At 64.3% G+C, this 26,380-nt stretch carries 28 protein-coding genes and 1 pseudogene; 18 read left to right on the top strand and 11 right to left on the bottom strand.

What is annotated here, in order from left to right:
• Nucleotides 1–38: 38 nt before the first annotated feature.
• Nucleotides 39–311 carry an oxidative damage protection protein gene (locus BDD18_RS00480; protein ID WP_142080761.1) on the bottom strand — a complete coding sequence of 91 codons (273 nt, stop codon included), beginning with the start codon at nucleotides 309–311 and terminating at the stop codon, nucleotides 39–41.
• A gap of 166 nt (nucleotides 312–477) precedes the next feature.
• Between BDD18_RS00480 and BDD18_RS00475 the strand changes: the two genes are divergently transcribed.
• The gene (locus BDD18_RS00475) at nucleotides 478–1,512 is read left to right on the top strand and encodes a sulfate ABC transporter substrate-binding protein (RefSeq protein ID WP_142080759.1); all 1,035 of its coding nucleotides are present in this window, start codon (nucleotides 478–480) and stop codon (nucleotides 1,510–1,512) included.
• A gap of 116 nt (nucleotides 1,513–1,628) precedes the next feature.
• On the opposite strand, the gene BDD18_RS00470 is transcribed toward BDD18_RS00475, so the two are convergent.
• Entirely contained in the window at nucleotides 1,629–2,597 is a 969-nt protein-coding gene (locus BDD18_RS00470) for an IS1595 family transposase (RefSeq protein WP_142080756.1), read from the bottom strand.
• A 486-nt stretch (nucleotides 2,598–3,083) separates the two neighbouring features.
• Here BDD18_RS00470 and BDD18_RS00465 point away from each other — a divergent pair, with 486 nt between their 5' ends.
• The 3 genes and pseudogenes from BDD18_RS00465 to BDD18_RS00455 form a co-directional block, all read left to right on the top strand.
• Nucleotides 3,084–3,509: a GreA/GreB family elongation factor gene (locus BDD18_RS00465; protein WP_142080754.1), complete on the top strand. Its 426-nt coding sequence runs from the start codon at nucleotides 3,084–3,086 to the stop codon at nucleotides 3,507–3,509.
• Nucleotides 3,510–3,655: 146 nt separating this feature from the next.
• A complete protein-coding gene (locus BDD18_RS00460; RefSeq protein WP_142080752.1) occupies nucleotides 3,656–4,612 on the top strand; it encodes a universal stress protein in 957 nt (318 codons plus the stop codon).
• Nucleotides 4,613–4,819: 207 nt separating this feature from the next.
• Nucleotides 4,820–5,124: pseudogene (locus BDD18_RS00455) on the top strand (SDR family NAD(P)-dependent oxidoreductase); the annotation flags it as partial.
• 78 nt (nucleotides 5,125–5,202) lie between these two features.
• Here the strand turns inward: BDD18_RS00455 and BDD18_RS00450 are convergent.
• The 3 genes from BDD18_RS00450 to pdxH form a co-directional block, all read right to left on the bottom strand.
• Nucleotides 5,203–5,559 carry a hypothetical protein gene (locus BDD18_RS00450; protein WP_142080750.1) on the bottom strand — a complete coding sequence of 119 codons (357 nt, stop codon included), beginning with the start codon at nucleotides 5,557–5,559 and terminating at the stop codon, nucleotides 5,203–5,205.
• Nucleotides 5,560–5,770: 211 nt separating this feature from the next.
• Nucleotides 5,771–6,391 carry a hypothetical protein gene (locus BDD18_RS00445; RefSeq protein ID WP_244938952.1) on the bottom strand — a complete coding sequence of 207 codons (621 nt, stop codon included), beginning with the start codon at nucleotides 6,389–6,391 and terminating at the stop codon, nucleotides 5,771–5,773.
• Nucleotides 6,388–7,026 carry a pyridoxamine 5'-phosphate oxidase gene (pdxH, locus tag BDD18_RS00440; RefSeq protein WP_066694213.1) on the bottom strand — a complete coding sequence of 213 codons (639 nt, stop codon included), beginning with the start codon at nucleotides 7,024–7,026 and terminating at the stop codon, nucleotides 6,388–6,390. The genes BDD18_RS00445 and pdxH overlap by 4 nt, the downstream gene beginning before the upstream one ends.
• A 180-nt stretch (nucleotides 7,027–7,206) precedes the next feature.
• On the opposite strand from pdxH, the gene BDD18_RS00435 reads away from it, so the two are divergent.
• Nucleotides 7,207–7,668 (top strand): (2Fe-2S)-binding protein, encoded by a 462-nt coding sequence (locus BDD18_RS00435; protein ID WP_066694216.1) that lies wholly within the window; start codon nucleotides 7,207–7,209, stop codon nucleotides 7,666–7,668.
• A 156-nt stretch (nucleotides 7,669–7,824) separates the two neighbouring features.
• On the top strand, nucleotides 7,825–10,098 hold the full coding sequence (locus BDD18_RS00430) for a xanthine dehydrogenase family protein molybdopterin-binding subunit (RefSeq protein ID WP_142080748.1): 2,274 nt from the start codon (nucleotides 7,825–7,827) through the stop codon (nucleotides 10,096–10,098).
• 351 nt (nucleotides 10,099–10,449) lie between these two features.
• On the opposite strand, the gene BDD18_RS00425 is transcribed toward BDD18_RS00430, so the two are convergent.
• Nucleotides 10,450–11,412: an IS110 family RNA-guided transposase gene (locus tag BDD18_RS00425; RefSeq protein ID WP_011804582.1), complete on the bottom strand. Its 963-nt coding sequence runs from the start codon at nucleotides 11,410–11,412 to the stop codon at nucleotides 10,450–10,452.
• Nucleotides 11,413–11,632: 220 nt separating this feature from the next.
• Between BDD18_RS00425 and BDD18_RS00415 the strand changes: the two genes are divergently transcribed.
• Complete coding sequence (locus BDD18_RS00415) at nucleotides 11,633–12,202, top strand: toll/interleukin-1 receptor domain-containing protein (RefSeq protein ID WP_142080746.1); 570 nt, start codon at nucleotides 11,633–11,635, stop codon at nucleotides 12,200–12,202.
• 355 nt (nucleotides 12,203–12,557) lie between these two features.
• On the opposite strand, the gene BDD18_RS00410 is transcribed toward BDD18_RS00415, so the two are convergent.
• Both BDD18_RS00410 and BDD18_RS00405 read right to left on the bottom strand, forming a co-directional pair.
• A complete protein-coding gene (locus tag BDD18_RS00410) occupies nucleotides 12,558–12,797 on the bottom strand; it encodes a hypothetical protein (RefSeq protein ID WP_338071776.1) in 240 nt (79 codons plus the stop codon).
• Entirely contained in the window at nucleotides 12,794–13,213 is a 420-nt protein-coding gene (locus tag BDD18_RS00405) for a hypothetical protein (RefSeq protein ID WP_142080745.1), read from the bottom strand. Before BDD18_RS00405 ends, BDD18_RS00410 begins: the two co-directional genes overlap by 4 nt.
• Before the next feature lie 272 nt (nucleotides 13,214–13,485).
• Between BDD18_RS00405 and BDD18_RS22680 the strand changes: the two genes are divergently transcribed.
• The 6 genes from BDD18_RS22680 to BDD18_RS00380 all read left to right on the top strand — a co-directional run bounded on the left by BDD18_RS22680 (nucleotide 13,486) and on the right by BDD18_RS00380 (nucleotide 16,550).
• Nucleotides 13,486–13,620, top strand: coding sequence for a hypothetical protein (locus BDD18_RS22680; RefSeq protein ID WP_276490449.1), 135 nt, complete (start codon nucleotides 13,486–13,488; stop codon nucleotides 13,618–13,620).
• Between the two features lie 76 nt (nucleotides 13,621–13,696).
• Nucleotides 13,697–14,005 (top strand): hypothetical protein, encoded by a 309-nt coding sequence (locus BDD18_RS00400; protein WP_142080743.1) that lies wholly within the window; start codon nucleotides 13,697–13,699, stop codon nucleotides 14,003–14,005.
• Between the two features lie 12 nt (nucleotides 14,006–14,017).
• A protein-coding gene (locus BDD18_RS00395; RefSeq protein WP_142080741.1) for an IS5 family transposase occupies nucleotides 14,018–14,772 on the top strand; the annotation gives its coding sequence in 2 pieces (ribosomal slippage) (nucleotides 14,018–14,351 and nucleotides 14,351–14,772; 756 coding nt in all).
• Between the two features lie 170 nt (nucleotides 14,773–14,942).
• Nucleotides 14,943–15,503, top strand: coding sequence for a hypothetical protein (locus BDD18_RS00390; protein ID WP_142080740.1), 561 nt, complete (start codon nucleotides 14,943–14,945; stop codon nucleotides 15,501–15,503).
• A 49-nt stretch (nucleotides 15,504–15,552) separates the two neighbouring features.
• Nucleotides 15,553–15,876: a hypothetical protein gene (locus tag BDD18_RS00385; protein WP_142080738.1), complete on the top strand. Its 324-nt coding sequence runs from the start codon at nucleotides 15,553–15,555 to the stop codon at nucleotides 15,874–15,876.
• Nucleotides 15,877–15,983: 107 nt separating this feature from the next.
• Nucleotides 15,984–16,550 (top strand): nucleotidyltransferase family protein, encoded by a 567-nt coding sequence (locus BDD18_RS00380; protein ID WP_142080736.1) that lies wholly within the window; start codon nucleotides 15,984–15,986, stop codon nucleotides 16,548–16,550.
• A gap of 142 nt (nucleotides 16,551–16,692) precedes the next feature.
• On the opposite strand, the gene BDD18_RS00375 is transcribed toward BDD18_RS00380, so the two are convergent.
• On the bottom strand, nucleotides 16,693–17,211 hold the full coding sequence (locus BDD18_RS00375) for a superoxide dismutase family protein (RefSeq protein WP_066690152.1): 519 nt from the start codon (nucleotides 17,209–17,211) through the stop codon (nucleotides 16,693–16,695).
• 204 nt (nucleotides 17,212–17,415) lie between these two features.
• Here BDD18_RS00375 and BDD18_RS00370 point away from each other — a divergent pair, with 204 nt between their 5' ends.
• The 3 genes from BDD18_RS00370 (at nucleotide 17,416) to BDD18_RS00360 (ending at nucleotide 19,669) form a co-directional block, all read left to right on the top strand.
• Nucleotides 17,416–18,417, top strand: a complete 1,002-nt coding sequence (locus BDD18_RS00370) for an IS1595-like element ISCsp2 family transposase (RefSeq protein WP_011805960.1) — start codon at nucleotides 17,416–17,418, stop codon at nucleotides 18,415–18,417.
• A gap of 111 nt (nucleotides 18,418–18,528) precedes the next feature.
• Nucleotides 18,529–19,464 carry a translesion DNA synthesis-associated protein ImuA gene (imuA, locus tag BDD18_RS00365; protein ID WP_142080735.1) on the top strand — a complete coding sequence of 312 codons (936 nt, stop codon included), beginning with the start codon at nucleotides 18,529–18,531 and terminating at the stop codon, nucleotides 19,462–19,464.
• Complete coding sequence (locus tag BDD18_RS00360) at nucleotides 19,427–19,669, top strand: hypothetical protein (protein WP_142080733.1); 243 nt, start codon at nucleotides 19,427–19,429, stop codon at nucleotides 19,667–19,669. Before imuA ends, BDD18_RS00360 begins: the two co-directional genes overlap by 38 nt.
• Before the next feature lie 12 nt (nucleotides 19,670–19,681).
• Here the strand turns inward: BDD18_RS00360 and BDD18_RS00355 are convergent, their stop codons facing one another.
• Nucleotides 19,682–20,644 (bottom strand): IS110 family RNA-guided transposase, encoded by a 963-nt coding sequence (locus BDD18_RS00355; protein ID WP_420837294.1) that lies wholly within the window; start codon nucleotides 20,642–20,644, stop codon nucleotides 19,682–19,684.
• 262 nt (nucleotides 20,645–20,906) lie between these two features.
• On the opposite strand from BDD18_RS00355, the gene BDD18_RS00345 reads away from it, so the two are divergent.
• Nucleotides 20,907–22,193, top strand: a complete 1,287-nt coding sequence (locus BDD18_RS00345; protein WP_211360625.1) for a DNA polymerase Y subunit UmuC family protein — start codon at nucleotides 20,907–20,909, stop codon at nucleotides 22,191–22,193.
• Nucleotides 22,186–25,398, top strand: coding sequence for an error-prone DNA polymerase (locus tag BDD18_RS00340; protein ID WP_142080731.1), 3,213 nt, complete (start codon nucleotides 22,186–22,188; stop codon nucleotides 25,396–25,398). Before BDD18_RS00345 ends, BDD18_RS00340 begins: the two co-directional genes overlap by 8 nt.
• Nucleotides 25,399–25,418: 20 nt before the next feature.
• Here the strand turns inward: BDD18_RS00340 and BDD18_RS00335 are convergent, their stop codons facing one another.
• Nucleotides 25,419–26,024 (bottom strand): gamma-glutamylcyclotransferase, encoded by a 606-nt coding sequence (locus BDD18_RS00335; protein WP_244938950.1) that lies wholly within the window; start codon nucleotides 26,022–26,024, stop codon nucleotides 25,419–25,421.
• Nucleotides 26,025–26,380 lie beyond the last annotated feature (356 nt).

Here is a 26,380-nt window from a genome sequence, read left to right as displayed (position 1 = left end):
TACCCGAAGCGGGATCTGCCGCTATTGCGTTAGATCACTCACTGGCTGGGCGGGACATAGCCCGCCGCGGCGTCTGCGCCGCCGCCAAAGAAGTGGTTTTCCATCTGCCGGGCCAAATACTGGCGGGCGCGGGCGTCGGCCAGGTTCAGGCGGTTTTCATTGACCAGCATGGTCTGGTGCTTGAGCCAGTCGGCCCAGGCTTGCTTGCTGACGTTTTCCCAGATCCGCTTGCCCAGCTCGCCAGGGTAGGGCGGAAAGTCCAGGCCTTCTGCCTCTTGGCCGAGTTTGATGCATTGGACGGTGCGTGCCATGGTGTTTCCTTCTCGTGATGGGGTGGGGCGAAGGCTGCGCGGGACAGTCTTCAGATGTTTTGGGTATTAAGAACTGAAATCTTATTGGTTCCAGTTTTTAAGAGGGCCTTCCAGAATGCGTTTCATCGGTGTTTTGCACCGCCCACATTCAAAACCGAGGACCCCCATGAACTTTCGCCGCGACTTTATCAAGTTTCCATTGGCCGCAACCTTTGCAGGCGCTTTGGCGTTGACCGCACTGCCGTCGTTTGCGCAGTCTGTGACGCTGCTCAACGTCTCGTACGACCCCACCCGCGAGTTGTACGTGGAATTCAACCAGGCCTTTGCCAAGCACTGGAAGGCCAAGACTGGCCAGGACGTGACCATCAAGCAAAGCCACGGTGGCTCAGGCAAGCAGGCGCGCTCCATCATCGACGGGCTGGACGCCGACGTGGCCACGCTGGCCCTGGCGGGCGACACCGATGCCCTGCACACCAATGGTGGGTGGATCCCCAAAGACTGGCAAAAGCGCCTGCCGCACAACAGCTCGCCCTACAGCTCCACCATCGTGCTGGTGGTGCGCCAGGGCAACCCCAAGGGCATCAAGGACTGGGACGACCTGGTGCGCCCCGATGTGAAGGTGATCACCCCCAACCCCAAAACATCGGGTGGCGCGCGCTGGAACTACCTGGCCGCCTGGGAATTTGCCAAGCGCAAATATGGCGGTCCGAACCGTGATGAAAGCAAGGCCAAGGACTTCGTCGCCAAGCTGTACGGCAACGTGCCCGTGCTCGACACCGGCGCGCGCGGCTCCACCATCACCTTTGCGCAGCGCAACCAGGGCGATGTGCTGGTTGCCTGGGAGAACGAGGCCTACCTGCTGGAGAAAGAGTTCGGCGCCAAGTTCGACGTGATTGCGCCTTCGATCTCCATCCTGGCCGAGCCCGCCGTCGCGGTGGTGGACAAGAACGTGGACAAGAAGGGCACCCGTGCCGTGGCCGAGGCCTATCTGCAGTACCTCTACACCGAAGAAGGCCAGGACATTGCGGGCAAGCATTTCTATCGCCCCGCCGTGTCTGACAAAGCCAAGGCCAAGTACGCCAAACAGTTCCCCAAGCTGAACCTGTTCACCATCAACGACGCGTTTGGTGGCTGGGACAAGGCGGCCAAGGACCACTTTGCCGACAACGCCAGCTTCGACCAGATCTACACCAAGAAGTAAACCGGCAGGCCCGCCCCGCACCCCTTCAAACGCCTGGGCGCTGCCCAGGCCCGAAGAACCCGCCCAGTCCGGCGGGCAGGGCGGAGCCTTGTCTTTTGAATAAAAAAATGGCTCTTCTAGCGAATGCTAGTGATACTTTGATTCCCCATGGCCGCACCCAGCACCAGCGCGGGCTGCAGCCCCGTGGGGCCTGATCGGTCCAGCATCCTGAACCAGCCCAGGTACGAATCAAGGTATTTCGTTGCAACGCCCTTGAAACGCTGCATCCACCCGCGCAGCCTGCCGACATAGGCATTGACGTTCTGCACATGCCAGGGCCCCCTCACCCTCTGGCCCCGGCTCACATTCACCGCCTGGTGCTGCACACCCAAGAGCCGCGCTGCACTGGCCAGAGTGACGCTGCCGTCGGTGCACAGGATGGTGTCCGGTGGCAACAAGGGCTTGAGTGCTGCTTGCACACTGACGGCCTTGCTCGTCTGCAGAATGAGGTTGACCGTTGCTCCCGCCCGGTCTCGTGCCATCAGTACGGGTGTGTACTCCGAACCCTTGCAGCCAGCCAGTGCCTTGCCGCCCCGCCGGCGAGGACGGCGCAGCAACCCTCTTTGGCCTTTGCAGGAGACCAGGAAGTAGGACTCATCGGCCTCGGCAATGCCCACAAGCTGGTGAGCCTGCTGGTGGCTTGGGCAGGCCAGGAAGCGGTGGCGCCAGCGAAAGGCGGTGCTTTGCGCCACGCCCAGGCGCTGGGCCACCTGGTTTAGCGAAAGGCCCTCGCTCAGAGCTTGTGCCTGACCCATCCACTTGTCCCGCAGATGCAAACGCGCCAGCGGTGTGCCAGTCAAGGCGTTGAAGGTGCGTGCGCAATGGCGACACTTGAAACGTTGCAGCCCATTGGCCGAGCCGTTCTTGACGAGCAGGGAGCTGCTGCAATGCGGGCAAGCCCGAGGAGCATCACCGTGTGCTTCTAAAACGGCGATGGCTTGACTGTGATCGAGCAGAGCCTGCAGAGAGCTTGCCAGTTGCTGGAGCTGGTGGTGCGTCAGCTGGGGCAAGCTGTGGATCAAGCGCGTCATCTGTTGCTGTCGCATGGCCTTCTCCTGGGGCAGACGCAGGAGCGTCATGCTTGGGAGATGGGGGCGCTGCAGGGCGTTTAAAGACTCATCACTAGCATTCGCTAGAAGAGCCGAAAATCAGGTTCCAGCGCTTTCTGGTCAAGCGCCAATAGCTATTATTTTGATAGCTTGCGGCGCCGGGTGCGGCGCCCCGCCTATCTGGCACGAACCCTGGGGCCATTGGCCCCAGATGCGTGCTGGCGGCCTACAATCGGCGCCATGACGACCCTCCTTGCATACACCACCGCTGCCCTGGCATCGCTGCTTTACGCAGCGGCTTGCGCGCGTGCGGCGGGCAGGAAGACTGCGCGTTGTCAGCAGACGCCAGCACATTCCTGAGCCCGGCGGCACTCTCTCCTCATCCTCTTTCAGCGCAACCATCCACCGCCGGGCACCAGCCTTGCGCGGTAGTGGCCGTCTGTTCCCGCTGGGCGACAGCCGCATTTGATGGAGTGCCAATTCATGCATGCAGCCGCAGTTGTTGATGATGTTGTTGTGGTTCACGGCGAGCGCACGCTCACCGATCTGGACCATTCCCGCCTGATCAGGCTGGGGGGCCACCGGCTTCCCTCCGTTCTGGATGATCTGCTGGCCCAGGCAGACATCACCAGCTCGCGCACCGTGCGCGCGGATGTGGTCACGATGTATTCGCGCGTCGAGCTGTTGGATGTGCACACCCGCAGGCGCCAGGTGGTGACCCTGTGCTACCCGCAAGACGCAGAACCGGCCGCCGGTTTCATCTCGGTGCTGTCTCCCGTGGGCATCAGCCTGCTGGGGCTGCGGGAGGGGGATGTGGCCAGGTGGCAGACACCCCACGGCGAAGAATGCGCGGCCGTGATCGAGTGCATTCAGTTCCAGCCCGAGGCCTCGGGCGACTACCACACGTAGCCGCCGCTTCAGCAACTGCAGCGCCCGCTGCCGCCCGGGACCACCGTGCCCGCACTCATTGCCCTTCACGCCGGCGCCACATCGGGTGGCCGCCGCTGCACGGGTGCGCACGGCCCCATCACAACGACAACAAGGACACGCCCGCCATGACCCTTCGCTCCATCCTCGCCGTCACCGACTTTTCTTCCAAAGGCTGCCACGCCATCGCCCGCGCTGCGCTGCTGTGTGCCGAGCACCGCGCCACGTTGAAGCTGGTGTACCTGGCCCACCCCGACGAGGCGCCGCCACCGGATGCGGCCGTGCGCCTCGCGCAGCATGCGCTGCAGCTCAGGCAGCGGCACCACATCACAGTGCAGGCCGCAACCCGCATGGACCTCACGGCGGCGGATGTGGCCCGCGAAGCCGCCGATGCCGACCTGGTGGTGTGGGGCACCGCCCCGCCGCGGGGGCTGGCCGCCTGGTTCCGCACCCACCCGGCCGTGCGCATGCTGCGCGCATGCCAGCGGCCGGTGCTGGTGGTGCGCAAAGCGGCGGCACAGCCGTACCAGAGTCTTCTGGTGGCGGTGGATTTTTCGCAGGTGTCGCAGCGCCTGGTGGAACTGGGCTCTGCATTGCAGCCGTCGGCACGCGTCGAGCTGTTTCATGCCATCGACACGACCAATGAAGGCAAGCTGCGCTATGCCGAGGTGTCCGAACGCGCCATCCGCGCATACCGCGAAGAGTGCCAGCGGTTTGCCCAAGACAGGATGTTCACGCTGGCCGACTCGTATGACGCGCGCCGCAACCGTCTGTCCTCCACCATCGGCCGGGGCGACCCCGCCCGGCAGGTGGTGGTGCAGCAGCAGCACACGGCGGCCGACCTGATCGTGGTGGGCAAGCACCCGGCTTCCCTGCTGTCGGACCTGGTGTTTGAGAGCGTGGCCCATCGCATCCTGCGCCACGCGCCCACCGATGTGCTGGTGGTGCCGCATGGTTACCAGCCCGCCACCAGCGCGGCGCCCGCACAGCGCCTGGCCACAGACCTGCCTACGCGCCGCGTGAAGGCAGGCCAGCCCCGCCTGCCGCGCTATCCCAACCCGGCGGCGCAGATCGGGCGATCCTGATCTGTTTGTGATCTTGCCGTTGCCGTGTGGTCAAAGCGACGCATGGGGCCACCAGCCAGCCGGTCAGCCAGCCGCCAGCCAGCTGGTCAGGCCGCCCGCGCCAAGGCCTTGATCGCCGCGGTCAACGACACGGCCGCCTGGTCGTAGCCGTGCCAGGGGCCGTTGCCGGTGCCAATCGCGGCATTGGCCTAGCATTTGTTTTTGGGGATCAATGCCGGGGAACTGGCGGTGTACTCGGCCAGCAAATCGGCCGCCTGGTCGCTGACCAACGCGCTGCGCCAGGAACTGGCCGCACAAAAACGCAGGTGCTGGGCTTGCACATGGCCTATGTCGATACCGATCTGACACGTGGCTTTGATGTGCCCAAGACCAGCCCCGAGCAGATTGTTCAGTGCGCGCTGGATGGGCTGGAGGCCGGCGCAGAAGAAGTGCTGGCCGATGAGCTGACCCAGCGCCTGAAGCAGGCCATGACGGCAGAGCGCCCTGGCTACCTGCAAGCGCAGCAGGCCTGAGCCCGCGCTAGGCACCCGCTTCTGGGGCGGTGGTGCCCCAGGCGCACCCCGCAGGCGTTTTAGCCTGGAACGAAGCCGCTATGGCCGAAGCCAGATCTTGAGCGTGACATACAGCGCGTAGCCAAACGCCAGCACGCACCACAGCAGAAAAAACACGTTGGCCCAGTACGGGCCGGCCTGTTCAGCCAGCGTGTAAATCTGCCCCGCACAGCCCTTGCCCACGCAAGGCACCTCGCCCCGCGCCAGCGCACGCAGCAGGGCAAACAGCAAATAGCAGCCCACAGCGCCCAGCACCAAAAAACCCACCGGCCCCACCATGCCCTGGGTGGGCTCGCCGTTGCGGTCCCGATACCCTTGGCGGAGCAGCTTTTGGCCGTGCCGGTAAAAGACGAAGCCGACCAGCAGCATCAGTGCGTAGTACAGAAGCGTGAGCATGGTGGGCTGGTGGTGTAGCGCCGCGAGGGCAGGGGGGTGGTGCTGCCGATGGTAGCGGCAGGGCCGATGTATGGGGTGGGTGCGCGCAGAGGGTGTGCACTGCTCCAGGCACAAGCAACGCAGCCCCAGCATGCTCCGGCCTCATGCACGCCCGCATGAATTTTCAATCAAATCGGCATCCAGCGCTTATCAGTCAAGCGCTGGTAGCTATCTATTTGGTAGCGGCAGGCGGTGTGATGTTGGCGGGCAGGCAGCCTGCAAAGCCCTGCGGCCCGGGGGCAGACACCTCGGTCAGCGCCAGCTCGTCCATGCGGTCGTTCTGGCCCGGTATCTTGGTCAGGCGCTGCCCGTTTTGCCAGCGCCACTGCTGGCCGTCAAAGCTGTACACAAAGGTGTGCGTGCGGTTGGACAGCAGGTGCGCCGGGGTGAGGGTGATGGCCTGGGCCTCCGCCTCTGTCGCAGCGGTGGCGCGTGCCTCGTTGTCTTTGATGACGATCTTGCCCACAAACGGCGTCACGGCCGATTCGGTGGCCATCACTTCCGGCTGCACCTGGGCCGGGCTGTAACCCGTTTTCGTCCAGACGATATTCCCCGCAACATCGGCCTTGCCCACGTGCGGCGTGCGGGCCGCCACAAACTGCGTGCAGGCTTGTACCAATGTGGCAAAGCTCTCATTGGCTTGCTGCGTGGCTGCGGCCGGCTGCTGGGGGGCAGACTGCGGCTTGCACGCGGCCAGTGCGGCGCAGGCGGCTGCCAGGCACAGGGCCGTGCGCAGGCGCGTAGCGGGGTGTTGGTGCACAGCGGGTTGTATGTGCAGGGACTGGTGCCTCATGGTGCCAGCCGCTCGCGTACCCAGTCGGTGCCGTCCAGCCGGTAGCGCAGGCGGTCGTGCAGGCGGCTCTTGCGGCCTTGCCAAAACTCCCACTGGTCGGGCTTCAGGCGGTAGCCGCCCCAGTGCGGTGGGCGCGGGGGCTTCAGCATGAACTGCGCGCCGTATTTGGCCGCATTGGCCACCAGCACGCCGCGCCCCGCAATCACCTGGCTTTGCGGGCTGGCCCAGGCGCCAATGCGCGAATCGAGCGGGCGGCTGTGGAAGTATTCGTCGCTTTCTTCGTCGCTCACCTTTTCCACCACGCCTTCAATGCGCACCACGCGCTCCAGCTCCACCCAATGGAACTGGATGGCGGCGTAGGGGTTGCCCGCCAGTTGGCGGCCCTTGCGGCTGTCGTAGTTGGTAAACCAGACAATGCCGCGCTCGTCATAGCCCTTGATCAGCACGATGCGCGTGCTGGGGCGCATATCGCTGCCCACCGTGGCCAGCGTCATGGCGTTGGGCTCCGGCACTTCGGCGCTGATGGCTTCTTTCAGCCATTGGTCAAACTGTTGCAGGGGGGCGGCGTGCGAAGCGTCTTCGTTCAGCTCGGCACGCTCGTAGCTCTTGCGAAGGTCTGCGATGGATGTGGTCATTTCGCCATTGTGCAATGCACGCGCCAGCCCCGCGCTGCGCTGGGGCAAGAGCAGGGCAGGGAATGGACCCTACGCAATCTCGACTGCCAGCAGAAAAACGCTGGTTGGGATTTAATCCCGCCACTATTTTGCTGCCCAGCCGCATGGCTGCGAGCTGATCCCCCACCGGAGAACCTCACGATGCCCACCTTGAACATCAACGGCAAAGATACTGCCGTCAACGCCGACGACTCCACCCCCATCCTCTGGGCCCTGCGCGACACGCTGGGCATGACCGGCACCAAGTTTGGCTGCGGCCAGGCCCTGTGCGGGGCCTGCACCGTGCACCTGAACGGCGCGCCCGTGCGCTCGTGCGTCACGCCCATCTCGGCCGCCGTGGGCCAGAAGATCACCACCATCGAAGCCATTGCCGCCGACGACAAGGTGGGCAAGGCCGTGCATGCCGCCTGGGTCAAGCACGACGTGGCCCAGTGCGGCTACTGCCAAAGCGGCCAGATCATGAGCGCCACCGCGCTGCTCAAGGGCAAGAAGAAACCCACCGACGCCGACATCGACGCCGCCATGGCAGGCAATGTGTGCCGCTGCGGCACCTATGTGCGCATACGCGCCGCCATCCACGACGCCGCCAAGTCTTTGGCCTGATCGGTTCAAAAAAACTCTTCTGGCGTCGTTGCTGCGTCTTGTCGTACTGGTAGTACTGCCTGCGACACAGCGCCTAGCCAGAACCGCTTCGCTGAGTTTTTTTGCCCCGCTCTCCACATCCAACCCCCTCCCAAGAACACCGAGCAGGAGAACACCATGCATTTCGACGCTCACACCGCCCGCGCCCACATGCCAAAAGGCCTGGTAGCGCTGATGGATCAAGCGCAAGGCGCTATCAATACCGAAGCAAATGCCGCCGCCACCGAAGGCGTGGCACGCCGCACCTTCCTCAAGGCCGCAGCCGCATCCGGCTTTGCGCTGGGGGCTTACCCGCTGGTGGCCACCGCGCAAGGTGCAGGCACAGCGCCTGCCGGGCTCAAGCCTTTCGAGCAGCCTTCGGCCTTTGTGCGCATTGACACCGATGGCACCGTCACCGTCACCATCAACCGCCTGGACTTTGGCCAGGGCGTGCAAACCGGGCTGCCCATGATCCTGGCCGAAGAGCTGGACGCCGACTGGGCCAAGGTGCGCAGCGTGCACGGCGACGCCAACCCCGCCTATGCCGACCCGGCCTTTGGCATGCACCTCACGGGCGGCTCCAATTCGCTCAAAAACTCGTACACCCAGTACCGAGAGCTGGGTGCCCGCACCCGCGCCATGCTGGTGTCTGCCGCCGCTGCGCAGTGGGGTGTAGACGCATCCACCCTGCGCACCAACGCAGGCTTTGTGGTGGGCCCCGGCGGCAAAAAGCTGGCCTACGGCGCGCTGGCCGAGGCCGCCATGCAGCAGCCCGTGCCCGAGAAGGTCACCCTCAAAGACCCCAAGCAGTTCCGCATCATCGGCAAGCCCACCACGCGGCTTGATGCCCAGGCCAAATCCAGCGGCCAGCAAGACTACGGCATTGACGTGCGCCTGCCCGGCATACTCACGGCCGTGGTGGCCCGCCCACCCGTGTTTGGTGCAAAGCTCAAGTCGCTGGACGACAGCACCGCCAAAGCCATCAAGGGCGTGAAAGCCGTGCTGCGCGTGCCCACCGACCGCGGCGGCGAAGGCGTGGCCATCATTGCCGAAGGCTACTGGCCCGCCAAGCAGGGGCGCGACGCACTCAAGGTGGAATGGGACACCGCCAGCGTCGAAAAACCCGACACCGCCCAGCTGCTCACCCAGTACCGCGCCCTGGCCCAAAAAACCGGCTCCATCGCCATCCCCGCCGATGTGGCCGCGCTGGCCAACGCGCCGCAAAAAATCAGCGCCGAGTTCACCTTCCCCTACCTTGCCCACGCGCCCATGGAGCCGCTGAACTGCACGGTGAAATTGGATGGTGACAAGGCCGAACTGTGGATGGGCACCCAAATGCCCGGCCTGGACGCCATGGCCGCCGCCAAGGTGCTGGGCCTGCAGCCCCAAAACGTGAAGGTGCACACCCAGATGGCCGGTGGCGGCTTTGGCCGCCGTGCCATCCCCACCAGCGACTACGTGGTGGAAGCCTGTGGCGTAGCCAAGGCTGCCCGCACCGCAGGCATCAACGCCCCCGTGCGCACCCTGTGGAGCCGCGAGGACGACATCAAAGGCGGCTACTACCGCCCCATGCACGTGCACCGCGCCGAGATCGGCTTCGACGCCCAGGGCAACATCCTGGCGTGGGACCACGTCATCGTCGGCCAGTCCATTGTCAAAGGCACACCGTTTGAAGGCTTCATGGTCAAAAACGGGGTCGATTCCACCGCAGTGGAGGGCATGAAAGAGCCCTACAACATCCCCATGCGCCTCTCGGTACACCACCCGCAGGTCAACGTACCCGTGCTGTGGTGGCGCAGCGTGGGCAGCACCCACACCGCCTACGCCATGGAAACCCTGCTGGACGAAGTGGCGCGTGCGACGAAGCAAGACCCCGTGGCCTACCGCCTGCGCCTGATGGGTGACAAGCACCCCCGCCACAAGGCTGCCCTGCAACTGGCGGTGGACCAATCCGGCTACGGCAAAAAGAAACTCGCCGCAGGCCGCGCCTGGGGCGTGGCGGTGCACGAGTCGTTCAGCTCCGTGGTTGCGTACGTGGTGGAAGCCTCCGTCAGCAAAGACGGCACGCCCAAGCTGCACAGCGTGACCGCTGGCGTGCACTGCAATCTGGCCGTCAACCCCAAGAGCGTGGAAGCCCAGGTGCAGGGCGGGGCGCTGATGGGCCTGTCGATGTGCCTGCCCGGTGCCGCTATCACCCTGAAGGACGGCGTGGTGGAGCAAAGCAACTTCGGCGACTTCGCCGTGCCCCGCATCACCGACATGCCCCAGGTGGCCGTGCACATCGTGCCCAGCGCCGAGCCGCCTACCGGCATGGGCGAGCCCGGGTTGCCGCCGCTGGCACCTGCGTTTGCGAATGCGGTAGCGCGATTGACGGGGAAGACGCCGAGGGAGCTGCCGTTTAAGTTGGCTTGATCGGGTTGGATGGAAGTAGAGCGCCGGGTTTGGAAAAGCCCGGCGCTTTTTTATAGTTTATTCGGTTGTGCCAGTTCGGCGTGCAAGGCATTGCACGGGCTGTGTTTGGCGAGCGGATTTTGGCCCACTTCAAGCGGAAGCGAGGTGACTGCAATGTTGCGGTTTCAGTCTGTGGGCGAAGACTTGCGAACTTAAACTAACCGGCGTAAGGCGCTTGTTGGGTTCTGCAATCAACGGAAGTGTTATGGCCACTGACATAGGATCGCCGAGGCCTACACGAGGATATGTGGCACCAATAATTGAAGGTTGGAAATTACTATGAGCGCGACGACTGAGTAACCGTCTTCGAAGTCAAGCGCAATGAAGCGACTTGTCCCAAGGTTTTCCAGTGCGCACCATGGCGTTGAGCGTGGTGAGCAACTTGCGCATGCAAGCGACCAGGGCGACCTTGGGCAACTTGCCAGCGGCCTTCAGACGCTCGTAGAAGGCCTTGATGGCCGGGTTGTAGCGGGTGGCCGTGAGCGTTGCCATGTACAGCACGCGGCGGATCTCGAAGCGCCCGCCTTGTACGCGCCGCCTGCCCTTGCTGCCGCCGGAGTCATTGGCCATGGGCGCCACGCCCACCAATGCAGCGATCTCGCGCCGGTTCAGCCGGCCCAGCTCTGGCAGCTCGGCAATCATCGTGGCACTGGCCACCGGGCCGACTCCCGCAGCCGACTGCAGCAGCGTGTCGAGCTCCCCAAAGTGCTCGCGCACATGCGTGACCATCTGCTCTTCGATCTCATCGAGCTGCGCCTTGATCGCCGCCTCGATGGCCTCGATGCTGGCGTGCAGCTTCTTGGGCGTGATCTGCAGCCGTTGGCGCTCCGAATGGAGCATGGTCAGCAACTGGCGCCTGCGCGTGACCAGGGCCGCGAGCCACTGCTGGCGCTCATCGGCCAGGGGGCGCAAGAAGCGCTGCAGATCGTCGCGGCGCAGCAGCACCGCTGCCAGCTCGGCCAGCGTGCGCGCATCCACCGCGTCGGTCTTGGCCAGGCGTCCCATGGATTTGGCGAAGTCGCGCGCCTGGCGCGGGTTGATGACCGCCACGGGCAGGCCTGTGGCCTGCAGGGCACACGCTAACGCGGCCTCGTAGCCGCCGGTGGCCTCCATCACCACCAGACCCACGTCCAGGGGCTGCAGGGCAGCCGCCAGCGCCGAGTGGCCTTCGGCATCGTTGTCAAACCGCTGGGCGCTGCTCTTGGCACCCAGCACACAGACATCCACGTGCGCCTTGGCCACGTCGATGCCCACCGTCACAGAGGTAACAGACATGATCTTCAGATCCCTTGCTTGTGCATGCGCGCTCAATCAAGGCGCGCGTAACCGTTCGGGCTTCACGAAGACCAGCGCGGCGGCCATGCGTTCTGTACTCAGTCACGGGCTCTATCACCCCAGCGCCTACCAAACTGCACGGGCCGGTCTGGCCGCCTCAACGGCGTTCAGACTCTACCGCGCTGGTCTGGTTTAAAGATACAAGCATCCTAAAGTTTTCATTTCGTACAGCTGGACAAGCGTCGAGCACGAGCAGTTCGTCATGGACCTGGCTACGTCACTGCGTAATCACGGCATAGACGCAATCCTTGACAAGTGGGACCTCAAGCCCGGTCAAGACAAGTACGTCTTCATGGAATCGATGGTTGTCGACACCGAAGTGCTCAAGGTCCTCGTCCTTTGTGACCGTAAGTACCAAGAGAAGGCGAACAACCGAGCCGGGGGTGTTGGCACCGAGTCGCAGATCATCTCCCAAGAGCTCTACGGCAAAGTGCAGCAGACCAAGTTCATCCCCATCGTTTGCGAGTACGACGACGATGGTCAGCCGTGCCTCCCTGTCTTCATGAAGGGGCTCATCTACATCGACGTATCGTCAGAGGAACGGTACGGCGAGGGGCTTGACCAGCTTCTCCGGCTCATCTATGAGCAACCCTTTCATCAGAAACCCAAGCTCGGCGGTGCGCCCGCCTTCGTGTCCAACGGTGGCACAAGCTATGTCAGGGAATTGGGGCCACAGTCCGTGCCATCCAAGACGGCAAGCCCAACCGACAGGGACTGGAGAGCCTTCTGAGCGACTTGAACCGCGTTGGTGGGCGCTCGTTTGGCCGCTTCAGCTTCCTTGAGGCCATCAACGTCGACGCTCTGACGAAGTAACAGACAACAAGAATCCAGCCACTGGTTGAATGACGAACCGGCTCACCACCGAGAACGACGCATATCAACCCGGAGCAGACTTACCAATCTGTTTTCAAACACCTTTGCGATTGAAAAGCAAAGTCGATTGAGCTGCCTCATATGGAAAGCAAGCAAATCGGTGCAAGACCCATTACCGATTCTGCTTTCAGATTACGGAGATTATTTTGAAGATCAGAGCCTGTTGCGCGCAGCCGCCAATGGCAGGTGTCACGCCATTGGCTGAGCGGTACTCAATCCTTGAGGCTCACCCCCAGGATTTCCAACTTTCTCGCAAATGAGTCCCTGCGCTTCGCCGCCTTAGCAGCAGTTTCGGTAGCCGCTTGAATGGCCTTGGGGCCTTTATGGGCAGCCGCTTTAATCAGCCCAAATTTGTGGGCAGCATCTGCCTCGGCCCGCTTGAATGTGGCGATGAGTTCAGCATGAGCAATGGAGGGGTTCACATCGGCTCCTTGATTGATCAGCGCCGTCACGCTTCCAATTTGACGTTGGTGCGAAGCAAGGCGGTTCTCAATTCGCGAGTGGCTGGTTTGGCAATATCCACCTTTTGCACCGCCAGGTCGAATGAAGAGCGGGGCTTGATGCTGGTGGGCAGTATCTTTTTGGCGGGCAGTTTGGCGGGGTAGGTGCCTTTGCCCGGACACATGCGAACGGAAAACCCGAATTCGTCGAGCAGGCCTTTCGCATACAGCTCCGCCAATTGGTGAAACGATACGAAGGTGGAGCGTTTCACGTCTTTGAAACCGGGCTGACTCACGTCGCGAACGAGCTCGAATTTGCCCAGGGAGTCGCGCTGGGTATCGGTAAAAGGATGCAGTAAGAAAGTCTGGCGAACGCCATCCTTTTTAGACACCAAAGTGTGCTCGACGGCTATATCGGTTAACAGCATATTTTTCTATCTCTGCGAGTTGCAGTTTGCTTGGCCTCATCAGTCAGCCCCCAAGTCGCAGATTGTGTTTTCAAACCCTGTCACCGAGGTGCGCGATGCGGGCAAAAATCACCCGAAGGGCGAGGACTGTAACTGAAGGGCAGCCAATGGGCGATTCGCGTTGTACGGCAACCCGACCGTTTAGGGTTGAATACTGCTGGGCAATCGAACCCGAGCAAAAGCCCGAATGCTGCCTGAAAGCCGCGCGAAGTCTTCCTTAGCACTGTAAGCCAGTGGGGCTGGCCTACAGCTTCAAGGAACCCCTGCTGATGGTGGTCGCGCTGCTGCTGGCAAATCACTCGATGGCGAAGTTCCAGGAAGACAACGGCGACGACGATGACCCCAAGATCGGCTTTCTTACCAAATAACCGTTTCTGAAATTGTGATTTTTAAATGCTTGCAGCCTATAATGGTTGAAAGTCTTTATTCATTTTTGGGCAAAACATGGCAGTAAGCGAAAAACAGAAAGACTACGAAGAAACCCTCTGGCGCACGAGCGTGGCGATCAAGCGGGAGCTGGAGCCTGGTGCGCGCCAGGTTGTTGACCTGTGCGGCGCAAAAAACTTCTCGACCATGATCAGCGTGATGGCCAAGTACCCAGAGAAGGTGGGTGCCGCCCTGGCGCCAATCTTCGCAGAGGCTCGGGCCGCCGAGGAAGCACTCAACCCCAAGAAGGTTGCCCAGGCGCGCGTGAAGGCGCTCAATACACTAGGGTCTGTTGAGAATCATTCTGAGATGCGTGAATGGATGTGATGCAATAGGCGCATGAGCATTCGATGGGTACTGACAGACGCACAATGGGCCAAGATGGAGCCGCACTGCCTTGGCAAGCCAAGTGATCCGGGGCGCAGCGGCACAGACAACCGCCGCTTCGTTGAGGCAGTGCTGTGGATAGCCCGCACAGGCTGCCCCTGGCGAGACCTGCCGCCAGAGTTCGGCAAGTGGAACACGGTGTTCAAACGCTTTAGAGACTGGGTTAAGGCCGATGTGTTCCAACGTCTGTTCGATGCAGTGAGCGAGCAGCCGGACATGGAATATGCGATGGTGGATGCCACGATTGTGAAAGTGCATCGGCACGGCCAGGGGGCAAAAGGGGGACTTCGGGCCAGGCCATAGGCCACTCGAGGGGCGGCATGACCACGAAGATACTGGCGCTGACGGATGCATTGGGCAATCTGGTGAAGTTCGTCTTGATGCCAGGGCAGCGCCACGACACCAAAGGGGTCAGAGAGCTGATTGCCGATGTGCGCTTTGATGCCTTGCTTGCCGACAAGGCCTTCGATGTGAATTGGCTGATCCAGGAGTTGGGTAAGCGCGGGGCGCAGGTGGTGATCTCACAGATGCCCCGCAGGAGAGCGCCACTGGAGATTGACCTGGAGGTCTACAAATGGCGCCACTTGATCGAGAACTTCTTTTGCAAGCTCAAGGAGTTCAAACGTATCGCAATGCGCAGCGACAAGACGGATAGCAGCTTCGCAGCGATGATCTATCTCGCAGCTGGGGTTATCAACTCTCGGTAATTCTCAACAGACCCTAGTCAAAGAAACAGGCGCAACACCAGAGCAGATCAAGGAGGCTCTTGAGAAGCTGCGCGCACAGAAGCAGGGGATGAATTGATGGCGACTTCCTTTCCGCTAGAAGACCCTAGCGGCTGGCTGCGACGGTGCTGTGTAAGGAGGTGCCGCTGGAGGTGAACCTTCCCGCAAGGATGCGCAATGAGCGCGGGGTCATCCTGAATGCAGTCGCCCGGGTGGACGATACGCGCCACCGATGCATCAGCGGCAGGTTGCCCTACGACTCGATCGAGGACTTTGAGAACCTGTTGCATGCGGTGAACTTCCGCAGGGACTGGAAGAAGCCGCACTACGCCTACTCGGAGCAAATCGCACAGTTCGCACTAACGTGGAACCTTTCCCTGCACCGCGAGTTCATGGACTACCTTGTTCGCGCAGTAGGTGTGAGGCACGTTGAAAAGCACATGGGTGAGCTGGTGCATACGCTTCGCATGGTGGGGTTCATGCATAAATCCCGCGAGAGGAATGCAGCTGAGGCAGTGGCGATGAAAGACGGCACCTTTGACGCAATGCTCGGCATTGAAGTGGTATCTCAGCTGCTGGGTAGGGAATCAAGGCGTGAGCGAGAGCGGCGGGAGGCCGAAGAAAAGGCGACAGCGGAGCAGATGCGCGAACTGGAAGAGCTGGCGCGCCAGGAGGTAGAACTCCAGATGAACCCCTTGCTCAATTCGTGGTGACCGAAGTCCGACGAATTTACTATCAAAAACATAGCTAGAAAGACAGAAAATGCCTACGGCGCGCGAGAATTTGTATACCACCACGTTTGCAGTACGCAAGGAGCTCAAGGACTCGCTTCGTGAAGGCTTGGAGAAGGTTGGCCTGGACTCTTACGGGGAACTGATGACCATGCTTGCAGAGCACGGCGATGAAGTCGCCCAGGCACTGCGCCCGATAGCCGAAAAATTCAAGGAACAAACCGACCTGGGACGCAGGGCGAAGGCGCGCGGCAAAGGCAAGGTGCAAATTGCCGAAAAAACGATCGGTGACGCCACCCCCGAAGAGCTGGAGCAGATCAAAGCGCTGCTCGGGTCACGCTCTCAGGTTCAATAGCGCTCAGGGCACAGCCGTGCGGGGCGCGCAGCGCCCCAAGCGGGCTGCCGCGGGCGGTTGGGGTCATTCTGACTTGCCTCGCAACCCAGCATCCCCTCATCTATTCCATGCATCTGCCCCCACCCACCGTCCTTATCCTCGCCTCGGGCCGTGGCGAGCGTTTCAAAGCGTCGGGCGGCAGCGTTCACAAATTGCAGGCCTTGCTGGCGGGCAAGCCCGTGTTGCAACACACGCTGGATGCCGTGCGCGCCAGTGGATTGCCTTGGCATGTGGAAGATGTGGGGCACCCTGGCATGGGCGATTCGATTGCGGCGGCTGTGCGGCACACGGTCGATGCGGCGGGCTGGTTGGTGTTGCCGGGCGATTTGCCACTGGTGCAGCCCGCCACGCTGCAGGCCATGGCGCAGGTGCTGCTCGATCAGCGGGCCACGGTGGCATGGCCGGAGTTTGCGGGCGAGCGGGGGCACCCGGTGGCGTTTGGACGGGATTGTCTGGAGGGTTTGCTGGCCCTGCAAGGCGAAAAGGGCGCTGCGCCGGTGGTGCGCAAGTGGGCAGAGCAGGGGCGGGGGCTGGCGGTGCCGGTGCAGGACGAAGGCGTGGTGACGGACATTGACACCGTGGATGCGCTGGCGCGGGCCGAGGCGCGTTGGCACCAGCGCCAGGCTGGGGGGTGATCAACCCCTAGCCCCGTGGCAGGCACTGTGGCCACCAAGGTTCGGGCCCCATGAAAAAAGCCGCTGTGGTTGCAGCGGCTTTTTGCTTGGTAGGGCAGCAGCGCGGCCTAAAAGCCGTTGCCATGCACAGGGCGCGCTGGGTTTATTTGGCCGTAATCACCGCGCAGGCCAGTCGGGGCCCGGCGTTGCCGGTGGGTTGGGTGGCGTAGTCATCGGGGTCGCGGTGCACGATGAGGCCCTTGCCCACGATGTTGTTGGCGGTGCTGCCCACGCGAATGCTGCGCGATTCAAATTGGAAGCTGACGGTGCCGTTGGCGTCGGCCTTCAGGCTGGGCAGGTCGCCGGTGTGGTGTTCGCCCTTGCCGTGGTGGCCGTGGGGTTTGCCGCCGGGGTTGAAGTGGCCGCCTGCGCTCATGCCGTCGCCGCTGCTGCAGTCGCCTTTTTCGTGGATGTGAAAGCCATGCTCAGCACCGGGCTTGAGGCCGCTGATGGTGCCCGACACCTTCACCACATCACCCGTTTGCGCAAACTGCACGGTGCCTGCGGTGGTGTTGCCCCGGGTGGGCTGCAACTGTGCGGTGGCGGTGGGGCCTGCGTTATAGCTGGCGCAGCCTGCCAGCGCGGCCACGGCGGTAGCCGCCAAGACAAAGCGAAGATTCATCACATGCTCCTGGAGTGAAGGGAAGGGCGGGCTGCCGCTGGCACTGTGACAGGCGCAGGACAACCGCATGGCCATGGTACGCACGGCTGGTGCATTGTGGGTAGGGGTGGGCCACAAAGCTTGGGGCAAGAGGTGTGGAAATGTTTGAATACTGTATAAAAATAAGGGGTATCTATTTAGCTCCAGTGACGTGAGAATAGCTGGATGGAAACCCAGATGCTAACGCCAACTCCTGGACGGGACTACCCCCGCACCTGGAACGAATTTCTTGACTGGTTTGCCACCGAAGAGGCTTGCCAGGCGTTCCTGGAGAAGCTTCGGTGGCCCCAAGGCTTCGTCTGCCCGCGTTGCGGCAACGCTGGCGATGTGTACCGCGCCAGCCGCACCCGCCTGATGTGCCGCTCATGCCAGTACCAAGGCACAGTGACATCTGGAACCATCTTTGACAAGACGCGCACACCGCTGCGTGTCTGGCTGGCTGCAGCTTGGTACCTGACCAATCAGAAACAAGGCGTGAGCGCCCTGGGGCTGCAGCGCGTATTGGGTTTGGGGAGCTACCAGACCGCCTGGACCATGCTGCACCGGTTTCGACGTGCCATGGTCCGCCCGGGCCGGGACAAGCTCAAGGGGCTTGTGGAGGTGGATGAAACGTACCTGTCCATCACGGATCGCAAGAATCCCGCCACCCCTGCAGGGCGCAAGAGCAGCACCACCAAAGTGTTGATGGTCATGGCGGTGGAGATCGTGGAGCCCAAGGGGTTTGGGCGCATCCGGTTACGCCGCATTGACCGAGACGCCGCCACCCACGTAATCCCCTTTGTGCAGGAGGTGGTCGAGCCTGGAGCCCAGGTACGCACGGATGGTTCGGCGGCATACCGCGCTCTGGGAGAACTGGGTTACACCCACCAGCGCACCGTCATGCTCGGCTCAGGCGTACCTGCCCATGTCTCCATGGCGGGAGTGCACCGGGTCGCCTCACTGGTACAGCGCTGGGTGCTGGGAACACATCATGGCTCTGTACAGCCAGACCACCTGGACGCCTATCTCGATGAATTCGTGTTCCGTTTCAACCGGCGCACATCCAGCTCACGCGGGATGCTGTTTTACCGCTTGCTGCAGCAAGCGGTGGTTACGCCGCCAGTGACGTATGGGGATGTCGTGAGCAAGAACACCGGGGAGAGCCAATCGGATACCATTGCTGGATGAAATCACAGTATTAATGGGGCTACTGGAGCTAAATAGATACCCCTTATAAAAATACAGTTATTATGCAATTCACGACGCACCGTTGATTCACCCACCCCACGAGCTTCCTCCATGTCTGCCTTGTCTTTTGCGCCCCCGCGCGATGCGCCAGCCAAAGCCCCAGTGCATTTGCAGGGGCTTTGGCTGGGCCACCAGTTGTGCGATGCCGCTTCGGCCCCCACCCAGCCCACGGGGCACAGCGCGCTGGATGCGCAGTTGCCCGGTGGCGGCTGGCCCATTGGCGCGCTGACCGAGGTGCTGCAGCCCAACCCCAGCCGCCATGCCTGGCAACTGCTGCAGCCCGCGCTGGCGCAGGCCACGGCGGCCCGGCCGGGGGCTGTGGTGCTGGTCGCCCCGCCGTTCGAGCCTTTTGCCCCTGCCTTGCAAGCCGCTGGGCTGCCGCCTGCGCGCCTGTGCAAGGTGCAGCCGGGGGCTGCAGCCACAGGCAAAGCCGCCACCGCCGCTCTGTGGGCGGCCGAGCAGGCGCTGCGCTGCCGCGATGTGCTGGCCGTGGTGGCCTGGCTGCCCCAGGCGCTGCCCGAGCAACTGCGCCGCCTGCACCTGGCGGCTGCCCAAATGGGGCAGTTGCTGTGGGTGTTTCGCCCCGCCGGGGTGCGCCAGCAGGCATCGCCCGCGCCGCTGCGGCTGTGGGTGCAAGAAGACGTGACCCAGCCCCTGGCCATGCGGGTGCAGGTGCTCAAGCGCAAGGGGCCGCCGCTGGCCCAGCCTTTGGTGTTGCCAGCGGGCTCCGCCCGGCTGGCGCAGGTGCTGGCAGCAGGCGCCCTGCGCAGCCAGCAGCGGCGAGGGCAGGGCGCTGTTGCGCCTGTAACGCCTGTGCGGTCATCGCCCGTTTCTGCTGCGCCTGCGGCATTGCCCGCATTGGCGCTGGCCACTGCGCTCGGGATGCGGGAGGGAGGCGCTGCGCTGGGTGGTTTGCAAGAGCCTGCCGGTGGGTGGAAGGGGGTGGCACATGCACTGGATCGCCTGGCCGTGCCCGCAACCCGTTGAACCCCGCCCACCCAGCGCCCACGCCCCTGGGGCAGCGGGTGCCGAGCCCAGCCTGCACGCGCACGCACCGTCGGGCGGTGTGCCCGGTGCTACGCCCACATGGCAAACGGTACAAGGTGCCGAGGCCTGGTGGGCGCTGCGCTTTACCCCCAGGGTGGCGCGTGTGGATGAGGCACTGCTGCTGGAGGTGTCTACGACTGAGTAACCGTCTTCGAAGTCAAGCGCAATGAAGCGACTTGTCCCAAGGTTTTCCAGTGCGCACCATGGCGTTGAGCGTGGTGAGCAACTTGCGCATGCAAGCGACCAGGGCGACCTTGGGCAACTTGCCAGCGGCCTTCAGACGCTCGTAGAAGGCCTTGATGGCCGGGTTGTAGCGGGTGGCCGTGAGCGTTGCCATGTACAGCACGCGGCGGATCTCGAAGCGCCCGCCTTGTACGCGCCGCCTGCCCTTGCTGCCGCCGGAGTCATTGGCCATGGGCGCCACGCCCACCAATGCAGCGATCTCGCGCCGGTTCAGCCGGCCCAGCTCTGGCAGCTCGGCAATCATCGTGGCACTGCTCACCGGGCCGACTCCCGCAGCCGACTGCAGCAGCGTGTCGAGCTCCCCAAAGTGCTCGCGCACATGCGTGACCATCTGCTCTTCGATCTCATCGAGCTGCGCCTTGATCGCCGCCTCGATGGCCTCGATGCTGGCGTGCAGCTTCTTGGGCGTGATCTGCAGCCGTTGGCGCTCCGAATGGAGCATGGTCAGCAACTGGCGCCTGCGCGTGACCAGGGCCGCGAGCCACTGCTGGCGCTCATCGGCCAGGGGGCGCAAGAAGCGCTGCAGATCGTCGCGGCGCAGCAGCACCGCTGCCAGCTCGGCCAGCGTGCGCGCATCCACCGCGTCGGTCTTGGCCAGGCGTCCCATGGATTTGGCGAAGTCGCGCGCCTGGCGCGGGTTGATGACCGCCACGGGCAGGCCTGTGGCCTGCAGGGCACACGCTAACGCGGCCTCGTAGCCGCCGGTGGCCTCCATCACCACCAGACCCACGTCCAGGGGCTGCAGGGCAGCCGCCAGCGCCGAGTGGCCTTCGGCATCGTTGTCAAACCGCTGGGCGCTGCTCTTGGCACCCAGCACACAGACATCCACGTGCGCCTTGGCCACGTCGATGCCCACCGTCACTGAGGTAACAGACATGATCTTCAGATCCCTTGCTTGTGCATGCGCGCTCAATCAAGGCGCGCGTAACCGTTCGGGCTTCACGAAGACCAGCGCGGCGGCCATGCGTTCTGTACTCAGTCACGGGCTCTATCACCCCAGCGCCTACCAAACTGCACGGGCCGGTCTGGCCGCCTCAACGGCGTTCAGACTCTACCGCGCTGGTCTGGTTTAAAGATACAAGCGCCTGTGGGGCGGCCGCGCGGCGCTGCTGGCCCAGCTGCAAGCCAGTGCGCCTGCGATGGAAACCGGCGTTGCGCCCGAACCTGCACCAGTGGCCGAGCTGGCGTCTCCATCGCCCCGTGTACAGCCACCGCCCGCGCCTTTTGCCCAGGGCGCTACATCGTTCCAGGCCCTGGCACTGCTGCGGCTGCAGCAGGCAGGGCTGCGCCCACCCCGGCGCGTGCCGCACGATTTGCCCCTGCACACCCTGACAGCGCTGCGCCCCCATGTGGCCAGCCTGGCGCGCATGGGCTGCAACACCTGGGGCCAGTTGCGCGCCTTGCCGCGCGATGGGGTGGCGCGGCGGCTGGGCGCCGCGGCCTTGCATGCGCTGGACTGTGCCTTTGGCGATGCCCCCCACACGCACACCTGGCTGGAGCTGCCCGAAACCTTCGCCCTGGCGGCCGAGCTGCCCGCGCTGGCCACCTCGGCCGATGCGCTGCTGTGGTCGGCCCACGCCTTGCTGCAAGCACTGCAGGCCTGGCTGCAGGCGCGCCAGCAGGGCGTGCTGGCGCTGGAACTGGCCTGGCACCACGACCTGCGCAAGGTGGACGGCAAGCCCGTGCCCCCCTGGCAGGCGCTGCCCGTGCGCACCGCCCAGCCCACGCAGGCCCTGGCCCACCTGCGCCGCCTGCTGGCCGAGCACCTGGCCCGCACGCCGCTGGCCGCACCCGTCAACCAGATTGCCCTGCGCGCCCTGCAAACTGTGCCCATGCCCCAGGCCAGCGCCAGCCTTCTCCCCCCTGCAGGCGTGGTGGGCCGCAGCGCCGAAGACCACGCTCGCAGCGAAAGCTGGCACCAGCTGGTAGAGCGCCTGTCGGCCCGCCTGGGGCCCGAGCAGGTGCAAGGCGTGGCTCTGGTGGCAGACCACCGGCCCGAACGCATGCAGCACTGGCAGCCCGCCAGCCACGCGCTGCAAGCGGGTGGGGCAGGCCTTGCCAAAGCCTCTGCATCTCAAGTTTTGCCCGACGCCAGCCTGTGGCCCACCTGGCTCCTGCGCCCGCCGCAACCCCTGGCGGTGCAGGGCAGCCGCCCTTGCTATCAGGGGCCGCTGCGCCTGCTGGCGGGCCCCCACCGGCTGGAGGCCGCGTGGTGGGAAGCTGCCGACGCCCCTGAATCGCAGCCCAATGCCTGCGGTGCTGACCCCACCCCCGGCCTGGTGGTGCGTGACTACTTTGTGGCCCACAACGAGCGCGCCGGGCATGTGTGGGTGTTTCGCGAGCGGACACCATCGGCCCCGCCCAGCGCCGAAGGCGGCGCACCCACCCGGCAGCACCGCTGGTTTTTGCACGGCATTTATGGCTGACCGCACCGCCCCCGCCCGCCAAACCACGCTGGCGCTGCCCGACTATGCCGAGCTTCATTGCGTCTCCAACTTCAGCTTTCAGCGCGGCGCATCGCACCCGCACGAGCTGGTGGAGCGCGCCGCCGCGCTGGGCTACCGCGCACTGGCGCTGACGGACGAATGCTCGGTGGCAGGTGTGGTGCGCGCCCATGTGCGTGCCAAGGCGCTGGGGCTGCACCTCATTGTGGGCAGCGAGTTTGCGTACCCCGGCTTCCGGCTGGTGGCGCTGGCGCGCAATGCGCAGGGCTGGGGTAATCTGTGCCAGTTCATCACCGCCGCGCGGCGCAGTGCGGCCAAGGGCCGTTACCAGATGGGGCCTTTGAGCGATGTGCAGCAGCTGCAAGGCTGCGAACTGCTGCTGGTGCCCGAGCGCACGGTACAAAACGCTACTGATTTTGTAGCTGTTAGCGCTTTATTAACAAGCGCTAGAGCCCAATTTGGCTTGGATTTTTGGCTGGTGGCCGAGCTGCTGCTGGAGCCCGACGACGACCTGTGGCTGGCCACCTTGCAGCAGGCGGGTGCGGCGGTGGGCGTGCCGCTGGTGGCCGCGGGCGATGTGCACATGCATGTGCGCTCGCGCAAGCCGCTGCAGGACGTGATCACCGCCGTGCGCCTGGGGCTACCGGTGGCGCAATGCGGCTTTGCGCTGCAGCCGCATGCCGAGCGCCACCTGCGGCAGCGCGTGCGGCTGGCAGGCATCTACCCGCCCGAGCTGCTGCAGGCCACGGTGCAGATTGCGCAGCGCTGCACTTTCACCCTGGACGAAATCAAATACCAATACCCGCAAGAGGCCGTGCCCCCCGGCATGAAACCCGCCCAGGGCCTGGCCTGGCTCACCTACGAAGGCGCAGCCAGCCGCTACCCGCAGGGGGTGCCGCCTGCGGTGCACACCCAGCTGCAGCGTGAGCTGGCGCTGATTGTCGACTGCCAATACGAGATGTACTTTCTGACGGTGCACGACATCGTGCGCTATGCGCGCAGCCAGGGCATCTTGTGCCAGGGGCGCGGCTCGGCGGCCAATTCTGCGGTGTGCTTTTGCCTGGGCATTACCGAGGTAGACCCCACCCGGTCCCACCTGCTGTTTGAGCGCTTCATCAGCAAAGAGCGCCAAGAGCCGCCCGACATTGATGTGGACTTTGAGCACGACAGGCGCGAAGAGGTCATCCAGTACATCTACAGCAAATACGGACGCGACCGTGCCGCTATTGCCGCCGTGGTCACCACCTACCGCACCCGCAGCGTGCTGCGTGACGTGGGCAAGGCCCTGGGCGTGCCACCCGCAGTGGTGGACGCGTTTGCCAAAGAGCACCACTGGTTTGACGAAGACCTGGCCAGCCACAAGCTGCAGGCCCTGGCCGAATCATTGGGCCAGCCCCTGGCGACGCACACCGCCCGCCTGTGGCTGGAACTGGCGGGCGAGCTGCACGGCTTTCCGCGCCACTTGAGCCAGCATGTGGGCGGCTTTGTGCTTACGCAGGGGCCGCTGTCGCGGCTGGTGCCGATTGAAAACGCCGCCATGGCAGACCGCTCCATCATCCAGTGGGAAAAGGACGACCTGGACGAGATGGGCCTGATGAAAGTGGACGTGCTGGCGCTGGGCATGCTCAGCGCACTGCGCCGCTGCCTGGATTTGCGCGCCGCGCTGCGCGGTGAGCGCTGGCGGCTAGCCGACATCCCCGCCGAAGACCCGCACACCTACGACATGATCTGCGCTGCCGACACCGTGGGCGTGTTCCAGATCGAAAGCCGCGCCCAGATGAGCATGCTGCCGCGCCTGCAGCCGCGTGTGTTTTACGACCTGGTGGTGGAAGTGGCCATCGTGCGGCCCGGCCCCATCCAGGGCGGCATGGTGCACCCGTATTTGCAGGCGCGCGAGCGGCGCAGGCGGGGCGTGCCGATTTTTCAGGAACAGGTGATGCAGATCGCCATGATTGCGGCCAAATTCTCAGCCGCCGAGGCCGATGCGCTGCGCCGGTCCATGGCCGCCTGGAAGCGCACGGGCGGCGTGCACCAATTTGAAAAGCGCCTGATCGACGGCATGGTGGCCAACGGCTACGCGCTGCCCTTTGCCCAGGCCATCTTTGCGCAGATGCTGGGCTTTGGCGAATACGGCTTTCCAGAAAGCCATGCCTACAGCTTTGCGCTGCTGGCCTACAGCAGCAGCTGGCTCAAGTGCCACGAGCCCGCGTGTTTTTTAGCCGCGCTGCTCAACTCTTTGCCCATGGGGTTTTATGGCCCGTCGCAACTGGTGCAAGACGCCCGCCGCCACGGTGTGCGCGTGCTGCCGATTGATGTGAACCACAGCGACTGGGATTGCACGCTGGAAGGGCCACTAGCGCCCCTGCACCCCCCTCGGCCCATCCCCGGCGTACGCACCGCCGCCTTGCCCCAGCCAGCGGTGCGCCTGGGGCTGCGGCTGGTCAGCGGGCTGCATACCGATGCAGCGCAGCGCCTGCTGCAAGCCCGCGCACAGGCGCCGCAGTGCCGCTTTGCCAGCACCGAAGACCTGGCCCTGCGCGCCGGGCTGGAGCGGCACGACCTGCAGGCCCTGGCCGCTGCCGATGCGCTGGCCGCCTTGTCGGGCCACCGTCGCCAGCAAATGTGGGACGCCGCCGCCCAGCACCGCGCCCCTGCGCTGCTGCGCCACGCCCCGGTCAACGAAGCGCCGCTGGAGCTGCCCCAGGCGCCCGAGGGCGAAGAAATCGTCTTCGACTACGCCGCCACGGGCCTGACCTTGCGCCGCCACCCACTGGCCCTGCTGCGCCCGCGCCTGGCGCGCTGGCGGCTGCTCACGGCCCTGCAGTTGCAAAGCGTGCCCCATGGCCGCAGCGTGCGCGCCTGCGGCATCGTCACCGTGCGCCAGCGGCCGGGCACCGCCAAAGGCACCATGTTTGTGACGCTGGAGGACGAAACCGGCCCGGTCAACGTCGTCGTCTGGCCGGGGTTGATCGAGACGTGGCGCGATGCGCTGCTCAGATCACAACTGCTGGCCGTGCAGGGCCTGTGGCAGTGCGCCACCGGGCCGGTGCCGCCATCGGCCGGGGGGCAGGGCGCAGCGCCTGGGGTGCCCGCCGTGCGCCACCTGGTCGCCCAGCGCTTCAAAGACCTGACCCCGCTGCTGGGCCGCCTGGGCGGGGCGCTGCACAGCAGCCGGGATTTTCATTAGGCGACCCGGCAGGCGCCGCCTCAATCATCCCGTTTGGGTGCCAGCGCCAGCAAGCGGGCCAGCGCCCGGTCGTGGATGCCCATCTTCACCAAGCCCTCGTGCGTGGCCCTGGCGTAGTCGTGCGTGGTGCCGTAGCGCCCCCGGGCCTGGGCAAAGATGCGGGTGTATTCATGGTCGGGCAGCACGCCGGTGTGGTTGGGGCTGCGGCGCGACAGGGTGAACGCCAGCGCACTCACGGTGCCGTGGGGCGTCTGGCAGGGCAGCCAGCGCGGGTCGTACACGGCGTTGACCATCTCGCGGTCCCACAGCGGGGGCATCACGTCCAGCACCCGCTGCCGCTCGATGCGAAACACCATGCCCCGGCAGCTGCCGCCGGTCAGCAGCGCAAACACCAGGCCGGGGCATTCGGGCGTGCCCCGGTTCACGCGGCTCCACATCTTCAGCGCCCGGTGCCAGCCGTGCACTTTGGCGGGCCGCTGCTCGGCGTAGTCAAAGTCGGGCCGCCAGATGAGCGAGCCGTAGCCAAACAGCCAGAGGTCTTGGTGGGGGTTCCACTGCGCCAGCGTCTGGGCCAGCATGGCAGCGGGGTCGCGGGGCTGGGGTGTGAGGGTGTGCAGGGGTGTCATGCCGTGGGGTGGCGGTGTCGGGTCTGAACAGAGGGGCTGAGATGAATGCCGAGCCGCAATTATTGGTGCCCCCGAGGGGATTTGCTGGCCGGGGCGGTGAAACCTCGGGCAGCGGTGGCCCATCGTAGGTTGGATAAACGCTCATATTTTGATAGCTGGAGGCGCTTGTCTGTCAAGCGCCAGAGGCCAATTTGGCTGAATATTGGCCGCCAGCATGCTGCGTCGCAGCATTGAGCGGGCCGGGCATGGTGGCGGGTGCCACGCTCAGGGGCAGGCGGCCCCTTGGGGCGCGGTATCATCCGGGCCTGCCCAGGTCGCCTGCAGCTTCCTGGGCGATTTGCGTTGTTGTTCGCTGT

The organism is Acidovorax temperans (assembly GCF_006716905.1).
GTDB lineage: Bacteria > Pseudomonadota > Gammaproteobacteria > Burkholderiales > Burkholderiaceae_C > Acidovorax > Acidovorax temperans.
The sequence above is the reverse complement of the archived record's forward strand: the minus strand, read 5'-3'. Positions and strand labels throughout refer to the sequence as shown.

Bases quoted from the DNA above. Each gene is read 5' to 3' on its own strand.
- BDD18_RS00480 (WP_142080761.1), bottom strand. From the start codon at position 311: ATGGCACGCACCGTCCAATGCATCAAACTCGGCCAAGAGGCAGAAGGC.
- BDD18_RS00475 (WP_142080759.1), top strand. From the start codon at position 478: ATGAACTTTCGCCGCGACTTTATCAAGTTTCCATTGGCCGCAACCTTT.
- BDD18_RS00470 (WP_142080756.1), bottom strand. From the start codon at position 2,597: ATGCGACAGCAACAGATGACGCGCTTGATCCACAGCTTGCCCCAGCTG.
- BDD18_RS00465 (WP_142080754.1), top strand. From the start codon at position 3,084: ATGCATGCAGCCGCAGTTGTTGATGATGTTGTTGTGGTTCACGGCGAG.
- BDD18_RS00460 (WP_142080752.1), top strand. From the start codon at position 3,656: ATGACCCTTCGCTCCATCCTCGCCGTCACCGACTTTTCTTCCAAAGGC.
- BDD18_RS00450 (WP_142080750.1), bottom strand. From the start codon at position 5,559: ATGCTCACGCTTCTGTACTACGCACTGATGCTGCTGGTCGGCTTCGTC.
- BDD18_RS00445 (WP_244938952.1), bottom strand. From the start codon at position 6,391: ATGAGGCACCAGTCCCTGCACATACAACCCGCTGTGCACCAACACCCC.
- pdxH (WP_066694213.1), bottom strand. From the start codon at position 7,026: ATGACCACATCCATCGCAGACCTTCGCAAGAGCTACGAGCGTGCCGAG.
- BDD18_RS00435 (WP_066694216.1), top strand. From the start codon at position 7,207: ATGCCCACCTTGAACATCAACGGCAAAGATACTGCCGTCAACGCCGAC.
- BDD18_RS00430 (WP_142080748.1), top strand. From the start codon at position 7,825: ATGCATTTCGACGCTCACACCGCCCGCGCCCACATGCCAAAAGGCCTG.
- BDD18_RS00425 (WP_011804582.1), bottom strand. From the start codon at position 11,412: ATGTCTGTTACCTCTGTGACGGTGGGCATCGACGTGGCCAAGGCGCAC.
- BDD18_RS00405 (WP_142080745.1), bottom strand. From the start codon at position 13,213: ATGCTGTTAACCGATATAGCCGTCGAGCACACTTTGGTGTCTAAAAAG.
- BDD18_RS00400 (WP_142080743.1), top strand. From the start codon at position 13,697: ATGGCAGTAAGCGAAAAACAGAAAGACTACGAAGAAACCCTCTGGCGC.
- BDD18_RS00385 (WP_142080738.1), top strand. From the start codon at position 15,553: ATGCCTACGGCGCGCGAGAATTTGTATACCACCACGTTTGCAGTACGC.
- BDD18_RS00380 (WP_142080736.1), top strand. From the start codon at position 15,984: ATGCATCTGCCCCCACCCACCGTCCTTATCCTCGCCTCGGGCCGTGGC.
- BDD18_RS00375 (WP_066690152.1), bottom strand. From the start codon at position 17,211: ATGAATCTTCGCTTTGTCTTGGCGGCTACCGCCGTGGCCGCGCTGGCA.
- BDD18_RS00370 (WP_011805960.1), top strand. From the start codon at position 17,416: ATGGAAACCCAGATGCTAACGCCAACTCCTGGACGGGACTACCCCCGC.
- imuA (WP_142080735.1), top strand. From the start codon at position 18,529: ATGTCTGCCTTGTCTTTTGCGCCCCCGCGCGATGCGCCAGCCAAAGCC.
- BDD18_RS00360 (WP_142080733.1), top strand. From the start codon at position 19,427: ATGCACTGGATCGCCTGGCCGTGCCCGCAACCCGTTGAACCCCGCCCA.
- BDD18_RS00355 (WP_420837294.1), bottom strand. From the start codon at position 20,644: ATGTCTGTTACCTCAGTGACGGTGGGCATCGACGTGGCCAAGGCGCAC.
- BDD18_RS00345 (WP_211360625.1), top strand. From the start codon at position 20,907: ATGGAAACCGGCGTTGCGCCCGAACCTGCACCAGTGGCCGAGCTGGCG.
- BDD18_RS00340 (WP_142080731.1), top strand. From the start codon at position 22,186: ATGGCTGACCGCACCGCCCCCGCCCGCCAAACCACGCTGGCGCTGCCC.
- BDD18_RS00335 (WP_244938950.1), bottom strand. From the start codon at position 26,024: ATGACACCCCTGCACACCCTCACACCCCAGCCCCGCGACCCCGCTGCC.